The 12,926-nt window shown below is 71.6% G+C and carries 14 protein-coding genes; 7 read left to right on the top strand and 7 right to left on the bottom strand.

Going from position 1 to position 12,926, the window contains the following annotated elements:
• The first annotated feature begins 21 nt into the window (after positions 1–21).
• The gene (locus HOY81_RS03680) at positions 22–699 is read left to right on the top strand and encodes a PadR family transcriptional regulator (protein ID WP_237318009.1); all 678 of its coding nucleotides are present in this window, start codon (positions 22–24) and stop codon (positions 697–699) included.
• A gap of 50 nt (positions 700–749) precedes the next feature.
• The gene (locus HOY81_RS03675) at positions 750–1,832 is read left to right on the top strand and encodes an inositol-3-phosphate synthase (RefSeq protein ID WP_237318007.1); all 1,083 of its coding nucleotides are present in this window, start codon (positions 750–752) and stop codon (positions 1,830–1,832) included.
• A 194-nt stretch (positions 1,833–2,026) separates the two neighbouring features.
• Here HOY81_RS03675 and HOY81_RS03670 read toward each other — a convergent pair whose 3' ends face one another.
• From HOY81_RS03670 to HOY81_RS03660, 3 genes are all read right to left on the bottom strand, one after another.
• Complete coding sequence (locus HOY81_RS03670; protein ID WP_237318006.1) at positions 2,027–3,058, bottom strand: alanine racemase; 1,032 nt, start codon at positions 3,056–3,058, stop codon at positions 2,027–2,029.
• 99 nt (positions 3,059–3,157) lie between these two features.
• A complete protein-coding gene (locus HOY81_RS03665; RefSeq protein WP_237318003.1) occupies positions 3,158–4,276 on the bottom strand; it encodes a peptidoglycan bridge formation glycyltransferase FemA/FemB family protein in 1,119 nt (372 codons plus the stop codon).
• A gap of 164 nt (positions 4,277–4,440) precedes the next feature.
• Entirely contained in the window at positions 4,441–4,782 is a 342-nt protein-coding gene (locus HOY81_RS03660) for a hypothetical protein (protein ID WP_237318001.1), read from the bottom strand.
• Between the two features lie 295 nt (positions 4,783–5,077).
• On the opposite strand from HOY81_RS03660, the gene rpsF reads away from it, so the two are divergent.
• The 4 genes from rpsF (at position 5,078) to rplI (ending at position 6,775) form a co-directional block, all read left to right on the top strand.
• A complete protein-coding gene (gene rpsF, locus HOY81_RS03655; RefSeq protein ID WP_237317999.1) occupies positions 5,078–5,368 on the top strand; it encodes a 30S ribosomal protein S6 in 291 nt (96 codons plus the stop codon).
• 68 nt (positions 5,369–5,436) lie between these two features.
• Positions 5,437–6,003 carry a single-stranded DNA-binding protein gene (locus HOY81_RS03650; protein ID WP_237317997.1) on the top strand — a complete coding sequence of 189 codons (567 nt, stop codon included), beginning with the start codon at positions 5,437–5,439 and terminating at the stop codon, positions 6,001–6,003.
• A gap of 71 nt (positions 6,004–6,074) precedes the next feature.
• Complete coding sequence (gene rpsR / locus HOY81_RS03645; protein ID WP_028438380.1) at positions 6,075–6,311, top strand: 30S ribosomal protein S18; 237 nt, start codon at positions 6,075–6,077, stop codon at positions 6,309–6,311.
• 17 nt (positions 6,312–6,328) lie between these two features.
• Positions 6,329–6,775 (top strand): 50S ribosomal protein L9, encoded by a 447-nt coding sequence (rplI, locus tag HOY81_RS03640; RefSeq protein ID WP_237317996.1) that lies wholly within the window; start codon positions 6,329–6,331, stop codon positions 6,773–6,775.
• A 180-nt stretch (positions 6,776–6,955) separates the two neighbouring features.
• On the opposite strand, the gene HOY81_RS03635 is transcribed toward rplI, so the two are convergent.
• Positions 6,956–8,287: an MATE family efflux transporter gene (locus HOY81_RS03635; RefSeq protein WP_237317994.1), complete on the bottom strand. Its 1,332-nt coding sequence runs from the start codon at positions 8,285–8,287 to the stop codon at positions 6,956–6,958.
• Between the two features lie 517 nt (positions 8,288–8,804).
• Between HOY81_RS03635 and dnaB the strand changes: the two genes are divergently transcribed.
• The gene (dnaB, locus tag HOY81_RS03630; protein WP_237317991.1) at positions 8,805–10,286 is read left to right on the top strand and encodes a replicative DNA helicase; all 1,482 of its coding nucleotides are present in this window, start codon (positions 8,805–8,807) and stop codon (positions 10,284–10,286) included.
• Positions 10,287–10,315: 29 nt separating this feature from the next.
• Here dnaB and HOY81_RS03625 read toward each other — a convergent pair whose 3' ends face one another.
• The 3 genes from HOY81_RS03625 to HOY81_RS03615 all read right to left on the bottom strand — a co-directional run bounded on the left by HOY81_RS03625 (position 10,316) and on the right by HOY81_RS03615 (position 12,682).
• The gene (locus HOY81_RS03625; RefSeq protein WP_237317989.1) at positions 10,316–10,882 is read right to left on the bottom strand and encodes a dihydrofolate reductase family protein; all 567 of its coding nucleotides are present in this window, start codon (positions 10,880–10,882) and stop codon (positions 10,316–10,318) included.
• A 218-nt stretch (positions 10,883–11,100) separates the two neighbouring features.
• Positions 11,101–12,072 carry a CU044_5270 family protein gene (locus HOY81_RS03620; RefSeq protein ID WP_237317987.1) on the bottom strand — a complete coding sequence of 324 codons (972 nt, stop codon included), beginning with the start codon at positions 12,070–12,072 and terminating at the stop codon, positions 11,101–11,103.
• The gene (locus HOY81_RS03615; protein ID WP_237317985.1) at positions 12,065–12,682 is read right to left on the bottom strand and encodes an RNA polymerase sigma factor; all 618 of its coding nucleotides are present in this window, start codon (positions 12,680–12,682) and stop codon (positions 12,065–12,067) included. Before HOY81_RS03615 ends, HOY81_RS03620 begins: the two co-directional genes overlap by 8 nt.
• Positions 12,683–12,926: the final 244 nt, after the last annotated feature.

Here is a 12,926-nt window from a genome sequence, read left to right as displayed (position 1 = left end):
TACGGGAGGTGACGGCGGACCATGAGCAGACGCTCCGGCATCCTCGAGTTCGCCGTCCTGGGCCTGCTGCGCGAGTCTCCGATGCACGGGTACGAGCTGCGGAAGCGGCTCAACACCTCACTGGGCGTCTTCCGGGCGTTCAGCTACGGCTCCCTCTACCCCTGCCTCAAGACGCTGGTCCAGCAGGGCTGGTTGACCGAGGAGCCGGGCACGCCGCCCGGGGACCCCCTCGCGGCGCCGCTGGCCGGGCGACGAGGGAAGATCGTTTACCGGCTCACGGCCGAAGGCAAGGAGCACTTCGAGGAGCTGCTCGCCCAGAGCGGTCCCGACGCCTGGGAGGACGAGCACTTCGGCATCCGCTTCGCCTTCTTCGGCCAGACCTCGCGCGACGTCCGGATGCGGGTCCTGGAGGGCCGCCGCAGCCGGCTGGAGGAGCGGCTCGCGAAGATGCGCGCCTCCCTCGCCCGTACCCGCGAGCGCCTGGACGACTACACCCTCGAGCTGCAGCGCCACGGCATGGAGTCCGTGGAACGCGAGGTCCGCTGGCTCACCGAGCTGATCGAGAGCGAGCGGGCCGGGCGTGACCGGCGCACCGGCGCGCCGGACGGGCGCCGGAGTGAAGACAGGACAGAAGACACGGGCGGTCTGCCCCGGCATCGGGGTGGAACCCCGCCGGATCCGTCCGAGGACACCAACTGAGGCTCCGCACGCCCGCGGGGCCTCATCGAGAAAAACAGGGAGCAACCGGAATGGGTTCGGTTCGCGTAGCCATCGTCGGCGTGGGCAACTGCGCCGCCTCGCTGGTGCAGGGCGTCGAGTACTACAAGGACGCCGACCGGGACACCAAGGTCCCGGGCCTGATGCACGTCCAGTTCGGCGACTACCACATCAGCGACATCGAGTTCGTCGCCGCCTTCGACGTGGACGCCAAGAAGGTCGGCCTGGACCTCGCGGACGCCATCGGCGCCAGCGAGAACAACACCATCAAGATCTGCGACGTGCCCCGCACCGGCGTCCAGGTCCAGCGCGGCCACACCCACGACGGCCTCGGCAAGTACTACCGCGAGACCATCGAGGAGTCCGACGAGGAGCCGGTGGACGTCGTCCGGGCCCTCAAGGACGCCCAGGCCGACGTGCTGGTGTGCTACCTGCCCGTCGGCTCGCAGACCGCCGTCGAGTACTACGCGCAGGTCGCCATCGACGCCGGCGTCGCCTTCGTGAACGCCCTCCCGGTCTTCATCGCCGGCACCAAGGAGTGGGCCGACAAGTTCACCGAGGCGGGCGTGCCGATCGTCGGCGACGACATCAAGTCCCAGGTGGGCGCGACCATCACGCACCGCGTGATGGCCAAGCTCTTCGAGGACCGCGGCGTCATCCTGGACCGCACGATGCAGCTCAACGTCGGCGGCAACATGGACTTCAAGAACATGCTCGAGCGCGAGCGCCTGGAGTCCAAGAAGATCTCCAAGACGCAGGCCGTCACCTCCCAGATCCGGGACCGTGAGCTGGGCGCCGACAACGTCCACATCGGCCCCTCCGACTTCGTGAGCTGGCTCGACGACCGCAAGTGGGCGTACGTCCGGCTGGAGGGCCGTGCCTTCGGCGACGTCCCGCTGAACCTGGAGTACAAGCTCGAGGTCTGGGACTCCCCGAACTCCGCGGGCGTCATCATCGACGCGCTGCGCGCCGCGAAGATCGCCAAGGACCGCGGCATCGGCGGGCCGGTGCTCTCCGCGTCGTCCTACTTCATGAAGTCCCCGCCGGTGCAGTACTACGACGACGAGGCGCGGGAGAACGTCGAGCTCTTCATCCAGGGCAAGGCGGAGCGCTGACCGCGCCCGGGCCGAGCGGCCGGGGCGTCCGCTCGGCCCCGCGCGCGGGGCATCGTCCGTGACACCGCGGGGTCCGGGTGCCACCGGCACCCGGACCCCGCGTGCGTCCCGGCGGGCCGCACGCCGGCCTCCCCGCGCGGAGCCGGGCCGGGGCGCCGGGCGCCCCAGCCCGGGCGCCACGCGGTACGCCCGTGTCAGCGGTCGACGGTGCGGTCCACCGTCGTCGTGGTGTGCCGCAGGTGCGCCACCAGCTCCTCGCCCACCTTGGGCTCCGGCGCGTCCTCCGGCACGAAGAGGATCGACACCTGCATGTGGGGCGGCTCCGCGAACCAGCGCTGCCGATCCCCCCAGACGAACGGCGACAGGTTCCGGTTCACCGTCGCCAGCCCGGCCCGCGCGACGCCCTTCGCCCGCGAGGTCATGCCGTGCAGCGCCTTCGGCGCCTCCAGACCCACCCCGTGCGAGGTCCCGCCGGCGACCACCGCCAGCCAGCCGTCGCCCGGCGACCGGGACTGCCGGTAGCCGAACCGCTCGCCCTTGGCGATCCGCGTCACGTCCAGCACCGCCCCGCGGTACTCGGTCGCGCCCGGGTCACCGAGCCACAGCCGGGTCCCGATCCGCGCCCGGAACCGTGTCTGCGGGAACTGCTGCTGGAGCCGCGTGAACTCGTCCGGCTTCAGATGGCTCACGAACATCGTGTGCAGCGGGAGCCGCGCGGCCCGCAGCCGGTCCATCCAGCCGATGACCTCCTCCACCGCGTCCGACCCGTCGGCGCGGTCCAGCGGCAGATGGATCGCGAAGCCCTCCAGCCGCACCTCGTCGATCGCGGTGTGCAGCCGGCTCAGGTCCTCCTCGGCGACCCCGTGCCGCTTCATGCTGCTCATCACCTCGATGACGACCCGGGCCCCGCGCATCAGGCCCACGCCCTCCACCGAGGAGACCGTCCGGACCACCCGGTCCGGCAGCGGCACCGGCTCCTCGTCCCGCCGGTACGGCGTCAGCACCAGCAGGTCGCCCCCGAACCAGTCCTTGGTACGGGCGGCCTCGTAGGTGGTGCCGACCGCCAGCATGTCGGAGCCGGAACGGGTGACCTCCTCGGCCAGGCGTTCGTGGCCGAATCCGTAGCCGTTGCCCTTGCAGACCGGGACGATGCCGGGGAACTGCTGGAGCACCGACTGCTGGTGCGCCCGCCAGCGATCGGTGTCGACGTAGAGGGTGAGCGCCATGGCCGGTCCGGAACCTTTCTGGGTGAGGGTGGTCGGTGAAGCGGGACGAGCGCGCCGGCCGGGGCCGCCGGACGGGCCGCCCCGCCCGGTGCCGCCGGGTCAGCGCCGCGACATGTAGATGTCCAGGGCCTTGTGCAGCAGCTTGTTCAGCGGGAAGTCCCACTCGCCGAGATACTCCGCAGCCTGCCCGCCGGTTCCCACCTTGAACTGGATCAGCCCGAAGAGGTGATCCGACTCGTCCAGCGAGTCGCTGATGCCGCGCAGGTCGTAGACGCTCGCGCCGAGGGCGTACGCGTCCTGGAGTATCCGCCACTGCATCGCGTTCGACGGCCGCACCTCACGCTTGTGGTTGGCCGAGGCGCCGTACGAGTACCAGACGTGCCCGCCGACGATCAGCATCGTCGCGGCCGCGACCGCCTCGCCCTCGTGCGTCGCGAAGTACAGCCGCATGCGGTTCGGGTCCTCGCCGTTCAGCGCCTTCCACATGCGCTGGAAGTAGCCCAGCGGCCGCGGCCGGAAGTGGTCCCGCTCCGCGGTGATCTCGTACAGCCGCTGCCACTCGGGCAGATCGTCGTAGCCGCCCTGCACGACCTCGACGCCCGCCTTCTCGGCCTTCTTGATGTTGCGCCGCCAGAGCTGGTTGAAGCCCTTGTGGACCTCCTCCAGCGTCCGCCCCTCCAGCGGCACCTGGAAGACGTACCGCGGCTGCACGTCGCCGAAGCCGGCACCGCCGTCCTCCCCCTGCTGCCAGCCCATCCGCCGCAGCCGGTCCGCCACCTCGAAGGCACGGGGCTCGATGTGGGTGGCCTCCACGTCCCGCAGCCGCTTCACGTCCGGGTTCTGGATGCCCTTCTTGATGGCGGGCGCGTCCCAGCGCCGGATCACCACCGGCGGGCCCATCTTCACCGAGAAGGCGCCCTGCTGCTTCAGGTGCGCCAGCATCGGCCGGAGCCACTCCTCCAGATTCGGGGCGTACCAGTTGATCACCGGGCCCTCCGGCAGGTACGCCAGGTACCGCTTCACCTTGGGGAGCTGCCGGTAGAGCACCAGCCCCGCGCCCACCAGCCTGCCGTCCCGGTCGAACCAGCCCAGGTTCTCCGGCCGCCACTCGCCCTTCACGTCCGCCCACGCCGGCACCTGGCAGTGGCTCGCGGACGGCAGGCTCTGGATGTACGCCAGATGCTGCTCGCGGCTGATGGTCCTCAGGGTCAGACTCATGCGGGACGCTCCTCCGGCGCGGTTCACGGGGGCACCCCCGGACCCGGTCCGGGGAGAGGCTCGCCCGGAAGCCTACTGCGCTGCGGAGCGCCCCGTTCGTCCCCGGGGAGCGGTGGTGCGCGCCGCGGCCCCGGGGCCCGGCGGGGCCGCGCCGCGCCCGGCGGTCAGCCCAGCAGGCCGCCGAACAACCCGCCGTTCGCCATGCCCAGGAACAGCCCGAAGGCCGCCGCGCCCATGCCGACGATCACCACGAAGCGCTCGCCGGTGGTCGCCGAGATGTACTGCCCCCAGCCCCCGGCCAGCACCCCGGCCAGCCCCGCCCAGGAGGCGAGCAGATGCAGCTCGGCGGTGCCCGCCTGAGTGAGCAGCGCGGCCACGAACGCCACCACGCCGAGCAGCGCGGTGACCCCGGCGAAGCCGTTCTCGACCGGGTGCGCCCGGCCGTCGGAGTTGAGCAGTCCGCGCAGTCCGCGCCGACCCTGCCTGGGCTGTGCCGCCTGTGCCATGAAGCACCTCCGTGCGCCGGACGGGTCCCGGGCCGGGCCGGATTCCCCGCCCGGGAGGGAAGCGGGCGCCGGGACGGCACGCGCCCCTGCGCGCTGTGACGTCCCTCACACCCGCCGTCCCCAGCTTGCGGCCGGAGAGGACCGGATTTCAACCGGAAGCACCGGTGCGGGTACTCTGTACGGTCTGCACCCGGTGCCCCGGCGACCCGGACCGCGCCCGGTGCGGATCACGCATCACGACCCTCCTGCCACGGAACGCCCGTGGCCGCCGAGTCCAGAGGAGGTGGGTTCCCGCATGCGTCACTACGAGGTGATGGTCATCCTCGACCCCGATCTCGAGGAGCGTGCCGTCTCCCCCCTGATCGAGAACTTCCTGTCCGTCGTCCGCGAGGGCAAGGGGAAGGTCGAGAAGGTCGACACCTGGGGCCGTCGTCGTCTCTCCTACGAGATCAAGAAGAAGCCCGAGGGCATCTACTCGGTCATCGACCTGCAGGCCGAGCCCGCGGTCGTCAAGGAGCTCGACCGCCAGATGAACCTGAACGAGTCGGTCCTCCGGACCAAGGTCCTCCGCCCCGAGACGCACTGAGCCCGCGGGTTCAGCAGCGCTCGGGATCCGAGTAGCAACAAGCAGCCAGCACGCCGAGAGGTTCACCCATGGCAGGCGAGACCGTCATCACGGTCGTCGGCAATCTCGTCGACGACCCCGAGCTGCGCTTCACCCCCTCCGGTGCGGCGGTCGCGAAGTTCCGCGTCGCGTCCACCCCGCGCATCTTCGACCGGCAGACCAACGAGTGGAAGGACGGCGAGAGCCTCTTCCTGACCTGCTCGGTCTGGCGGCAGGCGGCGGAGAACGTCGCCGAGTCCCTGACCAAGGGCACGCGCGTCGTCGTGCAGGGCCGTCTCAAGCAGCGGTCGTACGAGGACCGTGAGGGGATCAAGCGCACGGTCTACGAGCTGGACGTCGACGAGGTCGGCGCCAGCCTGCGCAACGCGACCGCCAAGATCACCAAGACCACCGGCCGCGGCGGTCAGGGTGGCGGCGGCTGGGGTGCCGGCCCCGGCGGCCCGGGCGGCCCCGGCGGTCCCGGCGGCCAGCAGGGCGGCGCCCCCGCGGGCGACCCCTGGGCGACCGGCGCTCCGGCCGGCGGCGGTCAGGGTGGCGGCGGCTGGGGCGGAGGCTCCGGCGGTGGCGGCGGCTACTCGGACGAGCCGCCCTTCTGAGCGGGCCGCGAGGCACCGTCCGGGAGGGCGCGGCTCGGCCGCACACTTCTTGAGAGCACAGGAGAGAGACGATGGCGAAGCCGCCTGCGCGCAAGCCCAAGAAGAAGGTTTGCGTCTTCTGCAAGGAAAAGATCAACTACGTCGACTACAAGGACACGAACCTGCTGCGGAAGTTCATTTCCGACCGCGGCAAGATCCGTGCCCGCCGGGTCACCGGCAACTGCACCCAGCACCAGCGCGACGTCGCCACGGCCGTGAAGAACAGCCGTGAGATGGCGCTGCTGCCCTACACCTCGACGGCGCGCTAAGGAAGGGTGACCCGAGCATGAAGATCATCCTTACCAACGAGGTCTCCGGCCTCGGCAACGCCGGCGACGTCGTCGAGGTCCGCGACGGCTACGCCCGCAACTACCTGGTCCCGCGCGGTCTCGCGATCCGCTGGACCAAGGGCGGCGAGAAGGACGTCGAGCAGATCCGCCGCGCCCGGAAGATCCGCGAGATCGCCACCATCGAGCAGGCCAACGAGATCAAGGGCCGGCTCGAGGGCCTCCGGGTGGGCCTCAAGGTCCGCGCCGGCGGCGGCGGCCGCCTCTTCGGTTCCGTCACCCCGGCCGACATCGCCACGGCGGTCAAGGACGCGGGCGGCCCGGAGATCGACAAGCGCCGCGTGGAGCTGGGCGCCCCGATCAAGACCCTGGGCTCCCACCAGGTCTCGGTGCGCCTGCACCCCGAGGTCGTCGCCGGCTTCGAGGTGGAGGTCGGGGCGGCCTGACCGCAGCGCCCGGACCACGCACCGGCGAGGGCCGCACCCCCACGGGGGTGCGGCCCTCGCCCGTGCCCGGGGCCCGCAGGGCCGCCGGTGCCCGGCGGCGCCCGTACGGCGTACGGCGCCCGGGCGTGCGGTGTCCCCACGGCCTGTCGGGATACCGCCGTGCGGCCCGTACCGCGGACGTCAGGCCCGTACGGCGCCCGGCACCGCCCAGCGCCCCGAGCGGGCGCGAGCCGCCAGCGTCACCATCCGCAGGGACATCATCAGCCCCGCGATCGTCCACCACAGCGCCGTCAGCCCGCCGCCGAGCACCGGCACCAGCAGCGCCACCGGCGCGAACACCGCCAGCGTGACCAGCATCGCGCCCGCCAGATACGGCCCGTCCCCGGCGCCCATCAGCACGCCGTCCAGGACGAACACCACCCCGGCCACCGGCTGCGTCACGGCGACCACCAGCAGCACCGTCGCCAGCCGGTCGTGCACCGCCGGGTCGGAGGTGAACAGCGGCATGAACCACGGACGCGCCAGCACCACCAGGGCCCCCAGCACCAGCCCCGTGCCGATGCCCCACTGCACCATCCGCCGGCACGCCGCCCGTGCACCCGGCTCGTCCCCCGCGCCCAGACAGCGGCCGATGATCGCCTGCCCGGCGATCGCGATGGCGTCCAGCGCGAAGGCCAGCAGCGACCAGAGGGTCAGCGTGATCTGGTGGGCGGCCACCTCCGCGTTGCCGAGCCGGGCGGCCACCGCGGTGGCGATCAGCAGGATGGCGCGCAGCGAGAGGGTGCGGATCAGCAGCGGCGCGCCGGCCTGCGCACAGGCCCGGATGCCCGCGGCGTCCGGGCGCAGCGAGGCGCCGTGCGTCCGCGCGCCGCGCACCACGACCAGCAGGTAGACGGCCGCCATGCCGGCCTGCGCCAGCACCGTGCCCCAGGCGGAGCCGGCGATGCCGAGTCCGAGGCCGTACACCAGCGCCACGTTGAGCACGACGTTCGCGGAGAAGCCGGCGAGCGCGACGTAGAGCGGGGTGCGGGTGTTCTGCAGGCCGCGCAGCACGCCGGTCGCGGCGAGCACGACCAGCATGGCGGGAATGCCGAGCGCGCTGATGCGCAGGTAGGTGACGGCGTGCGGCGCCGCGGTGGCGGAGGCGCCGAAGAGGTCGACCAGCCAGGGGGCCGCCGGGAGCACGGCCGCCACCACCGCCGCCCCGAGCAGCAGCGCCAGCCAGATGCCGTCCATGCCCTGCCGGAGCGCGGCCGGCAGTTCCCCGGCGCCGACCCGGCGGGCGACGGCGGCGGTGGTGGCGTAGGCGAGGAACACGAAGACGTTGACGCCGGTCTGCAGCAGGGCGGCGGCGACGCCGAGCCCGGCGAGCTGCGGGGTGCCGAGATGGCCGACGATGGCACTGTCGGCCATGAGGAAGAGGGGCTCCGCGACGAGTGCGCCGAAGGCGGGGAGGGCGAGGGCCAGGATCTCGCGGTCGTGGCGGCGCATGCTCGGGGCGGTGGTGGGCATGGGTTCGATTCAAACATCCACAGGTAATGGCCGCAAGTGGCTAGCAGTCATTACCTCCGGTTGCCCTGGGTGAGCCTCTGCGTGCCGTTTGTCGCAATCGGGCGACGGGTCACCGACTTTCTTGCGCACACAGGGGGTGGATGTCGTTGCCGCAGGTCAGATGGGATGCCCGGCCGCCTCCCCCAAGTACTCCACAGGCGTGTCCACTGGGTCGTACACAGGAACCACCGAGTTCTCCACAGGAAGGCGCGTGCTACCCACAGCCCCTGTGGATAACTCGATTGGCTGCTTGCGTCCAGCACGCCTAACGTAGTCCGGCGCCTGCCCCGTGTTCCCCTCTTCTTCACCCCGGTGTCCGCTGCCGACGGGTCGTCCGTCGGCGCTCGGCCGTGGCCGGCCGTGGGTGGGATGCGGCGGACCGGGGCGCGCCGAGTGTCAGCGTCGTGGCGTAGGAAGGAAGAGCCGCGGCGGCGAGTGCGGCCGGGCTACGGCCACCGGACGGGGAGGAGGTGGCAGGGTGACCCAGCAGCCCGAGCACGTCGAGGAGCACTGGGCCGCGGCCGTCCCCGGCGAGCGCGCCTCCCTCGCCCACCAGCGCCGGGGTCGCGGCGGCGGCGAGCAGCACGAGCGGGGTGACGATTCCGGGCCCTGGTCGGCGGCGGTGGCCGCGCCCTTCGAGCGGGTGCCGCCGCAGGACCTGGAGGCGGAGCAGTCCGTGCTCGGCGGCATGCTGCTCTCCAAGGACGCGATCGCGGACGTCGTGGAGGTCCTCAAGGGCCACGACTTCTACCGCCCGGCGCACGAGACCGTCTACCAGGCGATCCTCGACCTCTACGCCAAGGGCGAGCCGGCCGACCCCATCACCGTCGCCGCCGAGCTGACCCGGCGCGGCGAGATCGGCCGCGTCGGCGGCCCCGGCTATCTGCACTCCCTGGTGCAGTCGGTGCCCACCGCGGCGAACGCCGAGTACTACGCCGAGATCGTCCACGAGCGGGCCGTGCTGCGCCGCCTGGTCGAGGCGGGCACCCGCATCACCCAGATGGGGTATGCGGCGGACGGCGACGTGGACGAGATCGTGAACTCCGCCCAGGCGGAGATCTACGCCGTCACGGAGGCCCGCACCAGCGAGGACTACCTCCCGCTCTCCGACATCATGGAGGGCGCGCTCGACGAGATCGAGGCCATCGGCTCCCGCAGCGGCCAGATGACGGGCGTCCCCACCGGCTTCACCGACCTCGACTCCCTGACGAACGGGCTGCACCCGGGCCAGATGATCGTCATCGCGGCCCGCCCGGCCATGGGCAAGTCCACCCTCGCTCTGGACTTCGCCCGCGCCTGCTCCATCAAGCACCAGATGCCGAGCGTCATCTTCTCCCTGGAGATGGGACGCAACGAGATCGCCATGCGTCTGCTCTCCGCGGAGGCCCGGGTGGCGCTGCACCACATGCGCTCCGGCTCCATGACGGACGAGGACTGGACCCGGCTGGCCCGGCAGATGCCCGCGGTCACGGACGCCCCGCTCTACATCGACGACTCCCCGAACCTGTCGATGATGGAGATCCGCGCCAAGTGCCGCCGGCTGAAGCAGCGCAACGACCTCCAGCTCATCGTGATCGACTACCTCCAGCTCATGCAGACGGGCGGCTCGCGCCGCCCGGAGAGCCGCCAGCAGGAAGTCTCGGAGATGTCCCGGAACCTCAAGCTGCTGGCCAAGGAGCTGGAGGTTCCGGTCATCGCGCTCTCCCAGCTCAACCGCGGCCCGGAGCAGCGCACGGACAAGAAGCCGATGGTCTCCGACCTGCGCGAGTCCGGGTCCATCGAGCAGGACGCCGACATGGTGATCCTGCTGCACCGGGAGGACGCCTACGAGAAGGAGTCGCCGCGCGCGGGCGAGGCGGACCTGATCGTCGCCAAGCACCGCAACGGCCCCACGGCCACCATCACGGTGGCCTTCCAGGGCCACTACTCCCGCTTCGTGGACATGGCCGGCGGCATGTGAGCCGGTTGCCGGGTCTCAGAGGAAGCTGCTCATCGCCTCGTCTCGTACCTGCTCAGGACCACGCCGCCGGGAAACGTCCGCGTCTCCACCCGGTTCAGGTTGACCCAGCCGTCCAGCGCGGTGAAGAACGGCGTGCCGCCGCCCACCAGGACCGGATGGGTGGCGATCACGTACTCGTCGATCAGCCCGGCGCGCATGGCCGCCCCGGCGAGCGTCGCGCCGCCGATGTCCATCGGGCCGCCGTCCTCGGCCTTGAGCCGGGTGATCTCGGCGATCGCGTCGCCGGTGACCAGGCGGGTGTTCCAGTCGACCTTGTCGATCGTCGAGGAGAACACCACCTTCGGCGTGTCCCGCCAGTTCCGCGCGAACTCGATCTCCGCCGGGGTGGCGCCCGGCTGCTGGTCGCCGGTCGGCCAGTAGGAGCTCATCGTCTCCCAGAGCTTCCGCCCGTACAGCGACAGGCCGCTCGCCCGCTCGTGGTCGAGCCACCACTGGAACAGCTCGTCGCTCGGCGGACCGCTCCAGCCGATGTCGTCACCGGCTGCGGCGATGTAGCCGTCCAGGGTCAGGTTCATGCCGTAGATCAGTTTCCGCATGGCCCAGCCTTCCCTCCGTGGGTGTCCGGACGTATAGACCAGCGCGGCGCGGGAAACTCATCGGTGCGCGCCCCGGGCCCGCCGGCGGTCCTCGTGCTCGGGGCTCAGCGTGGTCTGCTCCGCCCGGCACCGGCGATCCGCCATCCACCGCCCTCGACCGGCGCGAAGGTCGCCGCGAAGACTCCGTAACCGGTCCGGCTTCAAGCCTTCCAGGGGGCCTAGGGGCGCTGCTTCAAGCGGTCGACGATCGCCCAGTCCGCCACGTGCGACAGCTGGATGTATGTCTTCCCGGAGCGTGAGGTCCGCTCGGCGCGGAAGCCCAGGAATGCATACGACTCCGGGTCGAAGATGAGGTACTTGCCCTTCTGGAACGCGTGCTCAGGGTAGGAGATCCCCACCCCCGTGCGGCCGGCGGAGTCCTTCATCCCAGGGGTCGCCTTGACCCCGGGCACCAGGGCCAGCGCCTCGTACGCGGCGGGGCGCAGACCCTCGGGCAGCACCGGCCACTTCAGGAGCTCGCCGAGCATGAAGTAGGCGTCGTACCAGTCCCACGCGGTGAAGTCGTCGATCGACTTGTCGGACGTGCCGACGCCGATGACGCCCGTGATGAGCTTCTCCGGGTCGGTAGGCAGCCTCTCCAGCTTGCTCCACTCCCGGGGCGGCCACACGCCCTCGTTCTTCCCCATGGGCTCCTCCCAGATCACCCGGCCGAGCTCCATGGTCAAAGATCGCCGGGAGCCGTCCACCGAGTCCCAGTTCACGTCCACATAGGTCCTGACCGCGCCGGTCTTCCGCTCTGTCTCCTGGATGATCCGCTTCGAGTAGATGAACTGGTCGTCGCGCGGCGCCACGGGCTTCTCGTGCTTACTCGCCCGCGCTGCCGCTCTGTTCAGCACCGTCACGGCCGCGGCGTTGCGCATCTGCGGAGCGTTCGTGCCCGCGCGGTCGGTGCGGCCGCCCTCGTCGGCGCCGTCCTCGCTGACCAGTACCGCCGTGCCCATAACCGCCAGGGTGACCACCGCGGCTGTCCCGAGGCGCAGCGCGGAGCGGCGGCTGGGTGCAGCTTCGGGGTGCCGCTCCGTGCGCGACATCGTGTTGAGCAGTCGGTGGCGGGCCTGCGCTCGGGCCGGTTCGGTGAGCGGGGACGCGTCCGCCTCCCAGTCCCGCAGGAGTTCGAGTTCGTCAGTCATGGCCGGATTCCTCTCGCAGTGTCGTCGGATCGGATCCGCCCAACGCTTCGCGTAGCTTGTTGCGAGCCCGGTGCAGCCGTGATCTGACCGTGCCGATGGGGACACCGAGGGCCCGTGCCACCTCCTCGTAGCCGAGTCCGCCCCAGGCCACCAGCAGCAGCACGTCTCGGTGCCGCGCGGGCAGTGCGGCCAGTGCCGCCGCCAGCTCGCGGCGTACGGCCTGTGCCCCTGCCCGGGCCGCAGCCCGGTCGGCCAGCGGCTCCTCGTGGTCGGCGGGAGCCGGGATGCGGGCCAGGGCCTTGAACCGGCGGGCCTCGGACCGCCGGTGCCGGCCGACCAGGTTGGTCGCTATGCCGAGCAGCCAGGGCCGGGCGTCGTCGCCCGTGGCCCGCGCGGGGTCGTACCGGTGCCGCTGCTGGAAAGCCGTGGTGAAGGTCTCCGCCATGAGGTCGTCGGCCGGCTCGCCACCGAGCCTACGGGCCAGATATCGATGCACCGCATCCGCGTGCCGGTCGAAGAGCACGGCGAATGCCTCGGGCTCGTCCCGGGACCGTGCGATCACCGAGGCATCTCTCTCCGCCCCCGTGCGGACGCCTGGCTCCACGGTCATCGGGGCTCCTCTCATCCTGGGGGATGCTTCGAAGGCTTGGGCTTTCCTCTGTCTTTCGCCCGTCGCCTCCGGCGAGTTCCCTCGGGCCCTGACCGCTGGTCCCTGGTGGCTGCGTCGCGGAAGGACACGGACGAGGCCGGGGCCGCCATCGGGTATCTGCTCCGCCGCATCTGCACGTCCGCAGGCTCGTCGTACGGCGGTGCCGACCGGGGATCCGTGAGGCGGGGCCCGTGGAGTGGCGGGG

Source organism: Streptomyces sp. JJ36, from assembly GCF_021696945.1.
Classification (GTDB): Bacteria; Actinomycetota; Actinomycetes; order Streptomycetales; family Streptomycetaceae; genus Streptomyces.
This window is presented reverse-complemented; position numbering and strand designations above follow the sequence as displayed.

Excerpts from the sequence above, each read along its gene's own strand:
- HOY81_RS03680 (WP_237318009.1), top strand. The coding sequence starts at position 22 with ATGAGCAGACGCTCCGGCATCCTCGAGTTCGCCGTCCTGGGCCTGCTG.
- HOY81_RS03675 (WP_237318007.1), top strand. The coding sequence starts at position 750 with ATGGGTTCGGTTCGCGTAGCCATCGTCGGCGTGGGCAACTGCGCCGCC.
- HOY81_RS03670 (WP_237318006.1), bottom strand. The coding sequence starts at position 3,058 with ATGGCGCTCACCCTCTACGTCGACACCGATCGCTGGCGGGCGCACCAG.
- HOY81_RS03665 (WP_237318003.1), bottom strand. The coding sequence starts at position 4,276 with ATGAGTCTGACCCTGAGGACCATCAGCCGCGAGCAGCATCTGGCGTAC.
- HOY81_RS03660 (WP_237318001.1), bottom strand. The coding sequence starts at position 4,782 with ATGGCACAGGCGGCACAGCCCAGGCAGGGTCGGCGCGGACTGCGCGGA.
- rpsF (WP_237317999.1), top strand. The coding sequence starts at position 5,078 with ATGCGTCACTACGAGGTGATGGTCATCCTCGACCCCGATCTCGAGGAG.
- HOY81_RS03650 (WP_237317997.1), top strand. The coding sequence starts at position 5,437 with ATGGCAGGCGAGACCGTCATCACGGTCGTCGGCAATCTCGTCGACGAC.
- rpsR (WP_028438380.1), top strand. The coding sequence starts at position 6,075 with ATGGCGAAGCCGCCTGCGCGCAAGCCCAAGAAGAAGGTTTGCGTCTTC.
- rplI (WP_237317996.1), top strand. The coding sequence starts at position 6,329 with ATGAAGATCATCCTTACCAACGAGGTCTCCGGCCTCGGCAACGCCGGC.
- HOY81_RS03635 (WP_237317994.1), bottom strand. The coding sequence starts at position 8,287 with ATGCCCACCACCGCCCCGAGCATGCGCCGCCACGACCGCGAGATCCTG.
- HOY81_RS03625 (WP_237317989.1), bottom strand. The coding sequence starts at position 10,882 with ATGCGGAAACTGATCTACGGCATGAACCTGACCCTGGACGGCTACATC.
- HOY81_RS03620 (WP_237317987.1), bottom strand. The coding sequence starts at position 12,072 with ATGACTGACGAACTCGAACTCCTGCGGGACTGGGAGGCGGACGCGTCC.
- HOY81_RS03615 (WP_237317985.1), bottom strand. The coding sequence starts at position 12,682 with ATGACCGTGGAGCCAGGCGTCCGCACGGGGGCGGAGAGAGATGCCTCG.